This window comes from Flavobacterium sp. YJ01, from assembly GCF_029320955.1.
Taxonomy (GTDB): domain Bacteria; phylum Bacteroidota; class Bacteroidia; order Flavobacteriales; family Flavobacteriaceae; genus Flavobacterium.
In genome coordinates this window covers 488,384-504,660 of the sequence record NZ_CP119757.1, presented here as the reverse complement: position 1 = coordinate 504,660, position 16,277 = coordinate 488,384, and the positions used below count along the sequence as shown (strand labels likewise).

Here is a 16,277-nt window from a genome sequence, read left to right as displayed (position 1 = left end):
TGAGGTTTTTTCTCATTTTATGTCATTTCGACGAAGGAGAAATCTCCACGAGGAGCTCGACAAAGATTGATTTTCTTTACGGAGTTACTTGCGGGGATTTCTCCATCGTCGAAATGACAAACAATACCTTAAATCATTATTTTTAAACAAACAATTGCCACAAATTGCTTAAATTTAGAACATTATTTTAAACAAAGTTTTCGGAGTATAACTAGGAAACTTTAAACTTGAAATTCCAAAAATGATACATCAAGATAAAGAAGTAAAAAATATAAAAAGTAAGCCCAAAGCGACCTGTTGTTGTTCGCACGATGAACCTGTACATTCAGAAAATGACGGGCATGATCACGGACATGAAGGACACGACCACGAACATAACGTTGAAGGAAGTTTGTTTAAGATGTTTCTGCCTTCCATAATTTCCTTTATTTTATTAATTATCGGAATTGGTTTTGACAACTATTTTCCGCAAGATTGGTTTGCGGGATATGTTAGAATTGCTTGGTATGTAATTGCTTATTTTCCGGTTGGAATTCCTGTTTTAAGAGAAGCATATGAAAGTATTGTAAAAGGCGATATTTTCTCGGAATTTTTTCTGATGTGTATTGCTACAATCGGCGCATTTGCAATTGGGGAATATCCAGAAGGAGTTGCAGTTATGTTGTTTTACACGATTGGAGAAACATTTCAAGGAATGGCAGTCAGTAGAGCAAAATCAAGCATTAAAAGCCTCTTAGATCAGCGTCCAGATGAAGTAAATATCTTAGAAAATAACGTTGCTGTAAAAGTAAAAGCAAAGGATGTTCAAATAGGTGCAATTATTCAGCTAAAAGCGGGAGAAAAATTAGGCTTAGATGGCGAATTATTGTCAGATTCGGCTTCATTTAATACTGCGGCTTTAACGGGAGAAAGCAAACCAGATACTAAAAAGAAAGGAGAAACTGTTCTCGCCGGAATGATAAACGGAAATACAATTGCAGAAGTAAAAGTAACAACTGCGTATAATGACAGTAAATTGTCAAAAATTCTCGAATTGGTTCAAAATGCGACAACCAAGAAAGCGCCTGCCGAATTGTTTATTAGAAAGTTTGCTAAAATCTACACGCCAATTGTGGTTTATCTTGCAATAGCAATTTGTTTGGTTCCGATGCTTTTTGTAGACAATTATGTTTTTTCAGATTGGTTGTACAGAGCGTTGGTTTTTCTAGTTATTTCTTGTCCATGTGCTTTGGTTATCAGTATTCCGTTAGGCTATTTTGGCGGAATTGGAGCGGCTAGTAAAAACGGAATTCTATTTAAAGGCAGTAATTTTTTGGATAGTATTTCGACGATTCAGAATGTTGTGGTAGACAAAACGGGAACGATGACCGAAGGCGTTTTTAAAGTTCAAGAAGTCATTATAAAACCAGAATTCAATAAAGAAGAAATCCTGAAATTGGTGAATGTTTTAGAAAGTCGAAGCACACATCCTGTTGCAACGGCGATTCATAATTTTGTTGGACAAATTGACGCTTCAATTGAACTCAAAGATATTGAAGAAATTTCTGGACACGGATTAAAAGCTTCTTATAAAGGAAAAGAACTATTGGTTGGGAATTTCAAATTGCTTGATAAGTTTAATATTAAGTATGATATTGATCCTTCAACAATTGTTTACACGACAATTGCTATTGCTTTTGACGGAAAATTTGCAGGTTATTTAACGATTGCCGATGAAATAAAAGAAGATGCAAAAGAAACAGTTTCAAAACTAAAATCTCTTGGAGTAAAATTAACTATGTTGAGTGGCGATAAAACTAATGTTGTTCAATTTGTTGCAGATAAACTCGGAATTAAAACGGCTTTTGGAGATTTGCTTCCAGAAGATAAAGTGAATAAAGTAAACGAAATTAAAGCCAAAAATGAAACCATTGCCTTTGTAGGCGATGGTGTAAATGATGCGCCCGTAATTGCTTTAAGTACAGTCGGAATTGCGATGGGAGGTTTAGGAAGCGATGCTGCAATTGAAACCGCCGATGTTGTCATTCAAGACGATAAACCGAGTAAGATTGCAATGGCGATTAATATCGGAAAACAAACGAAAAAAATTGTCTGGCAGAATATTACACTAGCTTTTGTAGTAAAAGCTTTTGTACTAATTCTTGGCGCTGGCGGACTTGCCACAATGTGGGAAGCTGTTTTTGCTGATGTTGGAGTGGCACTTTTAGCCATTTTAAATGCCGTTCGAATTCAGAAAATGAAGTTTTAAATAATCGCCGCAAATTTGCGGCGATTATTTTTTTAGAACAGATTGAATATAAAATGGTTGCATATTATAAGATGCAACCGAACATCATTTAAATTAAATCATTGTTTTTTAATGAAATAGTAGCTTTGTTTTTATAAAAGCAAAACGATGAAAAAAGTTTATTTACTATTGCTGATATTTTTATTTAGCAGCTGTTGGTTATGGTCTCAGAGAACGCAGACCGATAGCACTAAAACATCTGCTGAAAAGGCTAAAAACATTGATTTTAATGTAATGCCTTATCTCAATTACAATCGAACTCTCGATTTTATGTTTGGAGCAATTCCGATGATGATGTATAAATTTGACAAAACAGATACAATTTCTCCAAAATCATTATCGGGTTTGTTTGCGGTTTATACCACTAATAAATCTTATTTTATCGCTTCTTTTAATAAATTATACTTCAAAGAAGATCTTTGGCGAGCGCAAGTCTTTTTTGCAGTTGGCAACCAAAATGCTCAGTTTTATGTCGATGATATAGATGTTCCTGATTTTTATGATTATGGAACAAAAAAAACGATACTTGCCTTTACTCTCCAGCACAAAATTGTAAAATCTTTTTATGCGGGTTTAGGATATTCGTATGCGCACTACGATACCAATTACGAAGACAATGTTGAACCCTCTTCAATTGGCCATACAAACGGACTACAATTAATCATGTTATACGATACAAGAGATGCAGTTTATTATCCTACAAAGGGAAATAAAATAAAAGTGCGCTGGCTTGCTTATCCTGAATGGTTTGGAAATACTGCCAATGCTAGTAAGGTTTTCTCAGAATATGACACTTATTTTCCTATGCGAAATGGAAAAGATGTATTGGCAGGTCGTTTTTCGGGTAAGTTCGGACTAGGAAATATTGTTTTCGAACAGCAAGTTACAATTGGAGGAACCGATATTAGAGGTTATTCGGAAGGAAAATACAGAGGAAACGGACTTATGGATATTCAAGGCGAATACCGCTATAATTTTAATGAAAGAATGGGTTTAGTTGGTTTTGCCGGACTTGCTACAATTTACGGCTCAGATACTAAAGATTTTGATTGGAAATTATATCCTGGAGCTGGAGTAGGATATCGCTACAGAGCATTTAAAAACGAAAAATTTAATATTGGTTTGGACGGCGCCGTTGGAAAAGGAGATTGGGGAATTTATTTCAGAATTGGTGAAGCTTTTTAAGATGTTAAATATGAACACTTGTTTTAAAAAGCCCTTTCCAACGAAAAGGGCTTTTATGATTTGCAAAATACTTGGGGCAAAATACAAATCATTTTTAACTAAATTATTTAGGCATTTCTGGAATTATAATTCTTCTTGTCGGAGTGCTTAAAGTTTCAATAAATGCCAATAAATCGCTGATTTCTTCTTTGTTTAAATCCAATTTTCTCAGCATTGGATCTGATTTTGGAATCAGAGAATCTCTTGCTGTTCCCAAGTATTTCTTTTGAACAGGAGAAGGATTTCCTAAATTGTATAATTCTACAACATCCAATAAACTCGGAAAATGTCCGTGATGCATCCAAGGTTTTGTATTTACGACTTCGCGAAGTGTTGGCGTTCTGAATTTGCCAATATCTTTTACATCTTTAGTCACATTATAACGTCCGAAATCTTCGTTTTTTGTGCCGAATAAAGTCTGTCCGTCATTATGAAACTGATTATCGCTGAAATAAGGCGTATTATGGCAATTAATGCATTGCGCTTTTGTTCTAAACAAATGCATTCCTTTTACTTGCTGATCGGTATAAGCATCTGATTTTCCGCTCACAAACTGGTCAAATTTACTTTTCGGACTATTGATTGATCTTTCGAAAGTGGCAATGGCGTACTGAATGCGTTCTAAAGTCACTTTTTTATCTCCAAAAGCTGCTGAAAACAACGAATTATAGCCCTTAATTTTAGCGATTTTATCAACTGCAATCGTCAATTTTTCATTCATTTCTAAAGGATCAGAAACTGGAAATTGCGCTTGATCTTCTAAACTTGAAGCGCGTCCATCCCAAAATAAAGAAGTAGCGTAAGCCGAATTTAAAATCGTCATAGAATTTCGTTTTCCGGTTTGACGATCATGTCCAAACGAACGCGTTAAATTGTCAGTCCAGCCCAATTCTGGGTTGTGACAAGAAGCACAAGCAATTTGCCCACTTCGCGATAATCTCGGATCGAAAAACAAAATCTTGCCCAAACTTTCTTTTTCCCTAGAATACGGATTATAAGCAGGATAAGGAACAGCAGGAAGCACACCAATATCCTGAAATTTAGATTTATCAACGTTTGCATGTAATTCAGCAACGGGCCATTTCGAAGAATCTCCGCTGGAATACAGTTTTCGCAATTCCTGAATATCAATATAATCAGGATTTTCCACGCTTTTATAAGCCGTCAAGCAAAGCAGGAAAAGGATAGGTAAGATTAGTTTTTTCAATTCTTTGTGTTTTTTGTTTGTGTTTTTATTTCAAGTTTCAAGTTTCAGGTTTCAAGTTGCAACAGAACGTGAAACTTGAGACCTGAAACTTGAAACTTATTTTTTCTGACACCAAAAGCTTTGTCAAAGTTTTAAACTTTGACAAAGCTCAAGGCATTAACCATTAACCATTAACCATTAACAATTCACAATTAACAATTCACAATTAACAATTCACAATTAACAATTCACAATTATAAAGTAACTTCTTTCGGGCACGGAATACTTAAAGCTGCTGGCTTAGTGTAAACTCTATTATTGTACATTCTATATTGCGTCGAAACTGTTCCTCCAAACAGTTTGTCGTTTGTTAATTTTAATTCAAATGAAATTTCATATAAACCATTGCTGATTTCTTTATAAGTTCCTTCTCCAGAAATTGCAATAACATGCGTATTTGTCACGCTAGATCCGATAGTAATATCTTGTGGAATAACCAGAACAGTTCCTTGCGTTTTGCTATTTCCATTGGCAGGAAAAAATTCTAAAGCTGAGGTAATATTAAATCCTGGAGAAATTGCTGCAGAGTTACTTTCGTTAGAAAACCATCTTTTTAAACCAAAAGAATTTACAGTGTTCGTTCCTGTAGCTACATTAAATCCAATTTTGAATGCATCATGATATACGTCATCATTAGGATTCGCAGTTCCTTTATCGCTATACAAAATCGCATTTTCGTTATCTTTTGTAACAACAACTGGAAAAGTCAAAGCATTAAAAGTTTGCCAAGTACAATTTCCGTTATTATTAAACCAATGTTCTCCGTACGTCAAATAAAAAGTATTTGTTGGATCTGTGAATTTTGATGCGGGATTAGCTTGAATATCTCTTGGCGATTTTATTGGCTTTACAACAGTCAAACTAATACTTCCGGTAGCGTTATAATTTGGAGTATTAACCAATGTTATTTTAGATTCATAACGCGCATCGTCATTCTGGATATCTTCTAAAAGAGTCAAATGGTAAGTGATTGAATTTCTATTATCTCCAAAATCGTCGTGCGTTAAAGAATATTCAAAACCATTTTGGAATTTAAAAATAGAGGCATTTTCTATTTCCGAAGGGAAAAATCCGTTAGGAAAATTTACTTTAAAATCAACAGTTTCGCCAACTTCTCCTTTTACAACAAATTGATTTACTGGAAAAGTGTAATTGGTTGTAATTGCTGCCAAATCAATTTTGAAAGTATCATTAGGATATTCAGTATTTAGATTTCCGATATGAATTTCGGGATCAGAAACCGTTTCTAGTTTCAGAGTAATACTTTGGTTGGCAGTCCATCTTTTGTCAAAAGAAACCGCTATAGTATCTGTTAGTTTATTTCCCTGAAAAATTAATTGATTTACAGGATTTACTGTAAAACTCTCATTATCATTTGTTGATGAAACCGCACTAAAATTGGCAGTTACACTATTTTTTAAATTTCGAGCAGTTAAAGCAACAGGCACTTTCAACGTTTTTACAGAAGTATTTACGTAATTTGACTGAGGCACTAAACTTCCGTTTACAATTGGATATTCTACAGGCGTATTATCACTTTTTACCAAGAAATTAAATCTTATAAAAGGATCAATTTCAGAACCTAATTTATAGTCATCTTTTGAACATGAAGTAAATAATATGGCTATAAACAATATGCTAAATATCTTAATACGAGTCATTTTGTTGTAAGTTAGGGTTAAGATTAGTGTTATAGGTTGGTATCGGAAGAACAAATTTTAGAGAAGGATAAGTCAAACTGCAGTTTGTTGAAATACAGCCATCAGTTCTTGAAATATTTTTATGATTTCGCACTAAATCAAAAAATAAATGACCTTCAAAACAAAGTTCTTTTCTTCTTTCTAAAAGAATATTCTCTTTCAGATTCGTGGTATTTGTTAGTAAAGTAGCATTTGCACGTGCACGAATAATATTTATATCTGCCATTGCAGCGTCAGATCTGTTGGTTTCTAAAGCAGCTTCGGCACGAATTAAATACATTTCACTTAATCTAAAAGCAACATAACCAGCATTATCTTGATATTTTTTAGTGAAATTATAATTTACATTCGTAAGAACGCCATTTACTAAAGTCTGCAAAGGCTGTGTAAGAAATAATTGTTTTCTTAAGTCGTTACTTTCGTACAAATTAACCAAGTCGTTTGAAGCGACATATCGCTGATAACTTGTAGATGTTGTATAGCCAAATACTTGTGACATAGAAGACATCACAATATCTTCAGAATCTCTTCTAGTAGCAAATTCAAGTAAAATTTCAGATACAGGAAGATCCGGCTGCGTCCATTGCGCAACATAATCTGCAGAAGCTGATAAAGTTATTCCAGAAGTTGTAATTACGTCATTTGCCGTTGTGTACGCATTATTCCAGTCGCCTTTTTGCAAATATACACGCGCTAATAACGCTTTTGTATTATTTACATTAAATAAAGAATAAGTTTGACCTGGAAGCAACGATTGAGACGAATAATTGTCAATTGCTGTCGCTAAATCATTTATAATAATCGAATAAGTTTCTGCAACTGTTTTTCTTGCAGGATATTTTATTCCGGCTTTAATAGATTCAGTATTGCAAACAATTCCTAAATGAGAAGCGTCTGAAGTATATTTATAATCTTGGCTGTATACAAGAGAAAGCAAAAAATGCGCATAAGCTCTAATCGTTAAAGCCTCTGCCTTTATTTGATTTTTCTCTGCTTGAGTTGCATCGGTTAGGGCAGGAGTATATTCTAAAATTAAGTTCGCCTGATTTATAATATCATAACTTGTATCATAAAATGTTTTAAAATTACTTGTCAGCGCTTGATCATCAAATGAATATGCTTGTTCGATATTTATAGGCGGAGAAATCTGACCTCTGCTGTTTCCTGAAGAAACTGGCGAAAATTTGATGTTTCCTCCTTGAAGATCTGCGTAAACGGCATAACGTTCTCCGCGCATATTAGCTTCTAGTTCATAGTAAAGTCCGGTTAATGCTTGCAAAACTCCTTTTTTGTTTTGCAAAAGCTCGTCTATAGAAGTTTGTGTTCCTGGTTCCTGTTCTAAAAAATCACTACAGCTTTGCAGCGAGAAAATCAGGAAAAATATAAATAGGTATTTTGAATATTTCATGTTCTTAAAATTTAGCATTAACTCCCAGCGAGATGGTTCTTGCCTGAGGATAAGTAAAACTGTATTCTCTTACTCCGTTCATTCCTTTTGGACTTTTCTCTTTGTACCAATAAGCAACATTTGTCGCATCTGCAAAAACTGAAAGAGTATCTAAGAAGGTATTTTTTAACGGCACATTATAACTTAAATTAACATTGCTGATTCGGATATAAGTTGCATCGTACATATATTTACTTAAGTTAGAAAGCTGCGGAGAAGAAGTTACAGCAGATTGCGAAACAATATCTCCAGGATTTCTCCAATGATCGTATGCATTTACAGAAAGGTTTCTGTTAAAAGTATTTGAGTATTTATCTACCAGTACGTCAGATACTAAAAAATCACCTCCAATTTGATAATCACCTCGAACAGATAAAGTTAAGTTGTTGAAAAAAGTAAAACTATTGTAAAAACCACCGTAAGCATCTGCTTGTCTGTCTCCAATTGGTTCCCAATCTGCAATGGTGTATAATTCGCCATAGGTTTTGGAATCGTATATTTTACCATTTTTTTCAATAAGATCACGACCAGTTGCAGGATCAACGCCAGCCCATTTAATTCCCCAAATAGTACTCGTGCTGTAACCAATTTTTTGTGCTAAAGCTATATTTGCTAAAGAATAGTCGCTTCCTAAACCTTTTAAATCGGTTACTTTACTGTCAATTGTAGAAATGTTAAATGCTGTTGTCCATTTAAAAGCATTAGATTTTATCCATTTAATTCTTGTAGTAACTTCAAAACCTTTATTGTACATACTTGCGGCATTTAATTGTACAGAAGAATAACCTGTTTCAGTTGGGACATCTCTTGTTGCAATCAAATTAGTTTTGTTGTCATAATAATATTCTACAGATAATTCAACTCTGTTTAAAATATTAAAATCAAAACCAGCGTTAAATTTGGCGTTTTTTTCCCAAGTTAAATTACCGTTTGGCGCGTCGCCAGTAGTTGCTCCGATTCCGCCATTGTAAGCGTTTTGACCAATATTATACAAACCTTTAGAGCGGTAAGAACCAATTCTAGAGTTTCCAGTTGTACCGTAACTTGCTTTTAATTTTAAGAAATCAATCCACGAAGCAGAATTAAGAAAGTTTTCATTGCTAATAATCCATCCAGCACCGATACCGCCATTATTTGCCACATTCGTATCATCTCCAAAAACAGAGCTTTCATCACGACGATAATTGGCTAATAAAAAGTAACGTTTTTTATAATTATAGTTTAATTGTGAGAATAAAGAAACTCTCGAATTATAACTGATTTCACCTCTATAAGATTGTCCAGCTTTAGATTCATCTACATTTGGTGTAGCAGGATTATCGTCTCTTATTGCATCTGTAATCTTATTTAGTATGCCTGGGTTTACGTATCCAACTCCAGATGAATAATGAAAATCGGTTTTATCTTCACTAAGTTCAAAACCAAGAACACCATCAATACTGTGATTTTCTGTAATATCTTTATTAAATAAAGCTTGTCCTTGCCAATTCCATTTTCTAGAATTTCTTTCGTTTAATAATCTACGTCCCCAAGCTGGATATAAAATGCCTCCAAGTGTAAAAGAACCGTTAAACTGACCGCTTTCATTTGCTCCAGAAAAATAGCGATCTTGATCTTTATCACTATAATCCATACCAAAAAGAGTCGCAAATCTGATGTTATTATTCAATTTATAAGACAAATTAATGCTTCCTAAAATACCAAATGTCTGCGTTTCATTTTTGTTTTGTTGAATTGCCGCCAACGGATTTCCAGCTGTAGCGCCGCTTACGCCTAAATTTGAAAAAGTTCCGTCTGCATTATATGGAGAAAGTGTAGGAAGGTAAGCAAATCCGTAAAAAATATTTGGAGCGTCTTTCTGTACAAAGCTAGGATTCAACATTAAGTTGATATCCCATTTTCCAGAATTGTAACCCAAATTGATTCCAGCGTTTAATTGTTTTGTGTCATTACCCATTTGAGGTTCATCAATTTTCGTATAGCTAACATTTGTTCGATATGAAAATTTTGAAGTAGCACCAGAAACATTAAAATTATATTTATTGTAAATACCAGCGTTGTTTAATAAGTCAAACCAATCGGTATTAATTCCATTGTAAGCAAATGGAACATAGTTTGTTGTTGTATTTTTTAAGTATTGGTTTCTTATTTCGGTATATTGTTCACCGTTTAAGTATTTAATCTGATTAATTGCAGAAGAAACCCCAAGCTGATTAGAAAAACCGAATTGAGTTTTTCCTTTTTTTCCTTTTTTAGTGGTAATCAAAATAACGCCATTTGCACCATCTGCACCATAAATACCTACAGCTGCAGCATCTTTTAAGACAGAAATAGTTTCTATATTTTCTGGAGCAATTTTCATTAATGGATTAGTCAGATTTTCAGCAAAAGTTCCAGATCCGTCAAAATCTCCGCCATCGATAGCATATTCTTCACTCATCACAACGCCATCAACAATAATTAGTGGTTGCGAAGAAGTTCCGGTAATTGCATTGGTTAAAGACGATAATGTTCCTTTACCACGTATATTAATTTTAACAGGGCCACCAACACCAGAAGTATTTTCTACCATAACTCCAGCAATTTGACCTGTAATCATTTTGTCGAAACTTTCAGAAGCTTGTTCTACAGCAATATCTTTTGCGTTTAATGTAGAAATACTTCCCACAATTTCTTCTTTTAATTTTGTTGTACCATAAGAAGACGTAATAATAACCGGATTTAACTCGTCTGTTGCTTCTTGCAAGTAAAAAACAAAATTCTTTTTATCGTCTGCTTTTTGAGATTGTGATTCCATTCCTAAATAACCTACTTCAAGAACAAGATTCGGAATATCATTTCCTTTTAACTGATAAATAAATTTTCCGTTAAAATCTGTTATAGCGCCCATTCCAGTTCCTTTTACACGAATTGTAGCGCCAGGAAGTGGCTGTTTGTCTTTTGCATTATAAACCGTTCCCGTAATAAAACGCTCTGTTTCTTGATTCGCGCCAGAATCATTAGAAGTATTTGAATTGGTCAATAAAACCTGTTTTTTCTGAATATAAAAGGAGATATTTTTTCCGTTAAATAATTTTGTCAAAGTCGTTTCTAGCGAAGCATTATCAACATTAATATCTGCTAATTGTTCGGTATCAATTTTTCGAGCGTTATAAATAATTCTAAAATCGGTTTGCTCTTCAATAGATTTGATAATTAGACTTATAGGTTTATTTTTTACGTGTAATGTAATAGTTTTATTTTGAGAAAAAGCCGAAAAACAGGATAAAAGAAAGCCTAAGAAAAATAGAATTTTTCTTGAATTGGGATGTATCGTAAATGTCATGTTTTATTTAGTTATGGAAAATTGGTGTAATAGTAATTGTGTTTTGTTTAATAGAATAATTAAATGGCGTGTCGCGTTTTAGAAGTTCTAAAATGTTTTCTACACTAGATTCGCTAATTTTTATTGAACCTGTAAAACTCTGTTTGGCCAAAACAGCATTTTCGTTGATAATTTCGACGTCGTAGGTACGTTCAATAATCTTAGTAATTGTTGAAAATGGGGTATTTTGAAATGCAAGTTCGCCTTGAGTCCAAGCTTCATAAAATGATGTATCCACTGTTTTGGTGATCATTTTTTTGGACTCGCTTTGCCAAACAGCCATTTGGGTTGGCTTAAGCAAAACGGCATTTAAAGGATTGTCTTTTTCAGACATTTGAATACTTCCTTCAACCAAAACACTGCTCACGGTTTTGTCTTCAGGATAAGCACTTACATTAAATCTTGTTCCGAGAACTTCTATATCAACTTCTTCAGAATGAACAATAAACGGATGTTGTTTGTCTTTTGCAACTTCAAAAAATGCTTCACCGGATAAATAAACATTTCTTTTTCCGTTAATTCCAAATTGTTCCGGATAACGCAAAGTAGTTCCAGAATTTAAACTCACAAGGGTACCATCTGAAAGTTTAAGTTTGAACGTTTTTCCGTAAGGAACTGTAAGCGTATGATATAAAACTTCTGTATCGAGAACTTTTCCGAAGTATATAATTTGATTAGGAAATTTTCTGGCAACCAATTCGCCTTTGTCATTAACCAAAGCGTTTAGATTTTTTTCAGAAAAGTATTCTAATCTTCCATCGCCTAATTCGAGAACAATTTCTTTAGAGTTAGTTGTTCTTTCATTAAAATAAAAAGCAAGCCTAGCCAAACCAATACAAACAATAAGAACGGCCGCGTATTTAAAATACTTTCTAATGTTGTTTTTTGGTTTTAAAGTAACAACAGGAACTTCACGTGAAATAGTTCCAGTAAGCGCTGTTAAAGCCCAAGTCTTTTTTAAAGTTATAAATTGCTTTTTATTTTCTTCTGAAGCATTAATCCATTCAAAAAGCTGTTCGACTTCTTGCTCAGATGCTTCATTAGATAAGTATTTATAAATTATTTCCGATGTCATAAATGCGTTTTTAAACTTCTCGCTATTATTAGTACACTTCAGAATTAAAATACCCTACCTTTTATTCTTAATTATTATAAATAAGGATAAAAATTAAGAACAAATAATCAGATAGTTTGGTTTTTAAAATCTTCAAAGCCTTTGTCATGTGGGCTTCTACAGCTTTTAAAGTCACTTCCATTTCTTCTGCTATTTCTGCATTTTTTTTATTCTCAAAGCGTTTTTTTATAAAAACTTCGCGAGTTTTAGGTGGTAATTCACTAATTGATTCTTGAATAATGCGTTCTAATTCTGTTAATTCTAAAGTGTCAAATTGTACAGAGTTTAAAACTTCGATATTCAATTCTCTTTCTTGGTGGTTAAGAAGGTCATTCTTGAATTTATCTTTAACTTTATTGTGACGAATTAAATTCAAGCATTTTGATTTGGCGTAAGTGTATAAGAAAGCCTGAATTCCGTTTATTGATTCTACGTTTTCTTTATTTTGCCAAAGATGTAGTAAAGCTTCTTGAGCTAGGTTTTCAGCCTCATCATGATCATAAATAAACTGAACACTAAAAGATTGAATTCTCTTAAAATATTTGTCGTAGAAAAATGTATACGCAGTTTCATCTCCGTTCTTAAAGGATTGGAAAAGTTCTAATTCGAAACTGGTATTGTTGTTCATTAAGCGGAATTTACTTTGGATAAGCAATATTAAGTAAATTTTAAATTATACTTGATTTTGCTTAGAAAGCGGCAAATATAAAAGTTTATTTATATTAATTCTAAATAAAATAAAATTATTGAATGTTTGAAGAAATTTTATTCAGAATAGGTTGATTTTCACGCAAAGAGCGCTAAGATTTACGCAAAGTTCGCAAGGATTTTTGATATGCTGTATTTGATAAAAATGCAAAGTTCGCAAAGCTTTATCTAAAAAAACTTTGCGAACTTTTTTGCCACAGATTAAAAAGATTAAATTTTGAAATCTGTTTAATCCATGAAATCTGTGGCTATATTTACTGTTTTTGAGAAACTTTGCGAACTTTCAAAAGCATTGTTATTCACAAAGCTTAAAAAAACTTAGCGAACTTTGCGTAAATCTTAGCGCTCTTTGCGTTAAAATAAAACAGTAGTGCGATTAAAAAACAGCTTTCGTTTTAAAATTCCTCCATCCAAAACCAATCAAAAATAAGATGAAAAGCAATAAAGGCAAAAAGGCTTTTCCAAAACTAATTTCTGAAGAATCTCGAAATGTTTCTACCTTAAAATCTTTCCAATTTTGCTGATTTACTGCTGCATTGTCGAATATTTTAGGATAAAAATGCAAACGTAGTTTTTCGTGAAATTTTGATGTTTCTTTCAAAAATAAAAGCTGGTTTCCTAAATCAGAATGCACGATTTCATTCAATTGCAATTGCGTATGAAGAGTCGGAATAAATTTTGCAATTCTTTGGCTGGCAAGATTTCGCTGTTGTAATTTTGATTCCAATTCGCGCGATTGCACAGCCGATTCGTCGTCGCCCATTTGCTGCATAGCATAATACCAAAGCCAGCTGAATTCTTTATCTTCTGGAATTTTATATGATCTAAACTGCGGATAATGTTTATAGAATTTCTCCATCGTTTCATTTTTATCCGTATCCCATTTTTCGTGATAAGCATTTCGTTGTTTTAAAGTCAGTTCTAAAGCTTCGGGAACTTGATATTGATTTACGATATAAGCGTTGATTCCTGCTGGAACAATAATGATTAAAAACAGCCAGATCGTCAAGAGAATTACCGCATTAAAATTGGAATGTTTTTGCAAGGAAACAATAAAGAAACAGACAGCAAACCAAAATAAAATGTACAAAACTCCAAGTCCGTAGAAAATAAAGAAAGCCGAATCTAGTGGGATATGGAAGAATAAAACAGCGGCAAAAAGCAAAAATGTAAGCAATGCGATTAGACTTAAGATCCTGACATAGAATGATTTTAGAATAAAAAGAAAGGTGTTTTGACTTTGAGTTGCCACAATTTTCCACGTGCCGCTTTCTTTTTCTTCGGAAATAAGGTTGTATGAAAAGGCAATGATTAAAAGCGGAAAAAGATAAATAAGCACAAAACTAAAATCAATATTTCCTGCCAGAAGATTGTTCGGATTATTCAGTTCTGAATCGTATTTCTGACCTTCTAAACCACGAATTGTAACACTTTGAATCGACGGATTCACATCGCGTTGTCCGATGGCTAAACTATTTATTGGCAACGTATTATTAACCAAAGAAAATTTGATGTAATACAATAAAAGTCCTATTTCGTCTTTATGAAAAGCGGCATTTCTGGCAATATGTTCTTTTTGATAAATAGAAGCTTCTTTGATATTGTTTTGTTGTTTATCTTGAAACTGTTTTCCAATCAATAAGCTTATAAAACCAATGCATAACAAAAAAATCAAACCAATTTTTGTTCCTTTTGACCGAATGAAATTTTTAAATAATAATGATAACATATTTATATGGCTTTAAGTTTTTTGGACGCTATTTGAATTAAAATAAAAAGCAATGCAATCCAGAGAATAATCGAAATAATCGAAATGATTTCGTTTTTTAAAATCGTTCCGATTGTTTTAGGTTGATAATGAAAATCTTCTACATCAGCCCAATGTTCTTTATCTATTGTGAGCGGTTTGTCATTAGGACCAGGTTTTTTATTACTGATGTATTTAATCTGCAAAGCGTTCATTTTCTGAGCCATTACATAACGATAATCTTCCGCTTGTTTCTGAAAATCGATGTATGATTCGTAATCTGTATTAGATAATCCCATCGAGAGATTTTTCATCGCGATATGCGGATTTAGAAAAGAAACTATTTTAGAAAAGCTGTTTTGCTTTTTATAAATCTGAAGTAATTCTGCCAAATGTTCATTATAAATTCTGGAACTTATTTTTTCGCCTTCGGTCATAATGAATCCAGAATAATTGAAAGGAAGTTTCTGTACCGAATCGACTTTGTAAGCACGAAGCAACGAATCTTTTATCGCTTTATAATGCGGATCATTCGGATTATGGCTGTCACCTTGTTTTAAAATGTCTTTCTCAATATCGCTATTAAACTGAATTTTAGAAGGTGCTTCGTAAATATAAGCTCCAATTGCCTGTGTCGTTCTCGGCAAAATAATCGTAAAAATCAGCCAAATTCCGATAAGCGTAATCAAAGCTTTTTTAGAAGTTTTACTAGTTGCCGAAATCAAAACAGCGATAACGCAGAAGAATAGGAGATAAGCAAAATGAAAAAGTATAAATAGAACCATTTTTATCGTTTCGTCTGTCGTAATGCTAAAATCTTGAAGAAACAGCCAAACTAAAATCAAAGCAATTATAGTTGGAACAAAAAGTAGCATAATGACGCTCGCAACGCCCAATATTTTTCCAACTAAAAGCTGTTTCCAGTTAATTCCCTGCGTTAAAAGAATTTTTAATGTTCCGTTTTCCCGTTCGTAGGCAATGGCATTAAAACCTAAAAAGAAGATTAATAAAGGCAATAAAACTTGTAAAACCATCGCAATGCTGATTTCTCCAAAACGAAGCATACTGTTAGAAAATCCAGCTTCAGAGAAATTGGCGGTATTTTGTTTGTGGGCTTCAAGGAAAATAGCATTTCCAAAAAAAGGCTCCATTCCAAATTCAAAAACACTTAAAGGCGTACTTTTTCTAAACGCAAAATTGCCATAATGCGCCATTCTATGCGGGTTCTTGTCTGGATTTTTCAACCAGTCTTCTCTCGATTCGTGTTGGTATTTTTCGCTGGTTTCGTTCTGGTTTTTATAATTTTCCCAACCCGAAAATGTAGCGTATAAAAGTAAAACACCAATAAAAAAAGTAATGATATATAAAGCTGTATTTTTAAAGACAGATTGTCTAAAATGGCTGGCTATTAAAATTTCTGAGTGTAATATTTTCATATAA

The 16,277-nt window shown here is 33.3% G+C and carries 10 protein-coding genes; 2 read left to right on the top strand and 8 right to left on the bottom strand.

All coding sequences use genetic code 11. From position 1 onward, the window contains the following. Positions 1-241 precede the first annotated feature (241 nt). Both P0R33_RS02265 and P0R33_RS02260 read left to right on the top strand, forming a co-directional pair. Positions 242-2,248, top strand: a complete 2,007-nt coding sequence (locus tag P0R33_RS02265) for a heavy metal translocating P-type ATPase (protein WP_276174021.1) — start codon at positions 242-244, stop codon at positions 2,246-2,248. Between the two features lie 147 nt (positions 2,249-2,395). Further along, positions 2,396-3,472: a BamA/TamA family outer membrane protein gene (locus P0R33_RS02260; RefSeq protein WP_276174020.1), complete on the top strand. Its 1,077-nt coding sequence runs from the start codon at positions 2,396-2,398 to the stop codon at positions 3,470-3,472. Between the two features lie 103 nt (positions 3,473-3,575). On the opposite strand, the gene P0R33_RS02255 is transcribed toward P0R33_RS02260, so the two are convergent. The 8 genes from P0R33_RS02255 to P0R33_RS02220 all read right to left on the bottom strand — a co-directional run bounded on the left by P0R33_RS02255 (position 3,576) and on the right by P0R33_RS02220 (position 16,273). Beyond that, positions 3,576-4,718 carry a cytochrome c peroxidase gene (locus P0R33_RS02255; protein WP_276174019.1) on the bottom strand — a complete coding sequence of 381 codons (1,143 nt, stop codon included), beginning with the start codon at positions 4,716-4,718 and terminating at the stop codon, positions 3,576-3,578. Positions 4,719-4,951: 233 nt separating this feature from the next. Next, positions 4,952-6,418, bottom strand: coding sequence for a hypothetical protein (locus P0R33_RS02250; protein ID WP_276174018.1), 1,467 nt, complete (start codon positions 6,416-6,418; stop codon positions 4,952-4,954). Continuing rightward, complete coding sequence (locus tag P0R33_RS02245; RefSeq protein ID WP_276174017.1) at positions 6,405-7,865, bottom strand: RagB/SusD family nutrient uptake outer membrane protein; 1,461 nt, start codon at positions 7,863-7,865, stop codon at positions 6,405-6,407. Before P0R33_RS02245 ends, P0R33_RS02250 begins: the two co-directional genes overlap by 14 nt. Before the next feature lie 4 nt (positions 7,866-7,869). Continuing rightward, a complete protein-coding gene (locus P0R33_RS02240; RefSeq protein WP_276174016.1) occupies positions 7,870-11,229 on the bottom strand; it encodes a SusC/RagA family TonB-linked outer membrane protein in 3,360 nt (1,119 codons plus the stop codon). A gap of 7 nt (positions 11,230-11,236) precedes the next feature. Continuing rightward, positions 11,237-12,343 (bottom strand): FecR domain-containing protein, encoded by a 1,107-nt coding sequence (locus P0R33_RS02235; protein ID WP_276174015.1) that lies wholly within the window; start codon positions 12,341-12,343, stop codon positions 11,237-11,239. 67 nt (positions 12,344-12,410) lie between these two features. Then, a complete protein-coding gene (locus P0R33_RS02230) occupies positions 12,411-13,010 on the bottom strand; it encodes an RNA polymerase sigma-70 factor (RefSeq protein ID WP_276174014.1) in 600 nt (199 codons plus the stop codon). A gap of 456 nt (positions 13,011-13,466) precedes the next feature. Next, on the bottom strand, positions 13,467-14,819 hold the full coding sequence (locus tag P0R33_RS02225) for a DUF3526 domain-containing protein (RefSeq protein WP_276174013.1): 1,353 nt from the start codon (positions 14,817-14,819) through the stop codon (positions 13,467-13,469). A 2-nt stretch (positions 14,820-14,821) separates the two neighbouring features. Next, positions 14,822-16,273 (bottom strand): DUF3526 domain-containing protein, encoded by a 1,452-nt coding sequence (locus P0R33_RS02220; protein ID WP_276174012.1) that lies wholly within the window; start codon positions 16,271-16,273, stop codon positions 14,822-14,824. Between the last annotated feature and the right edge of the window lie 4 nt (positions 16,274-16,277).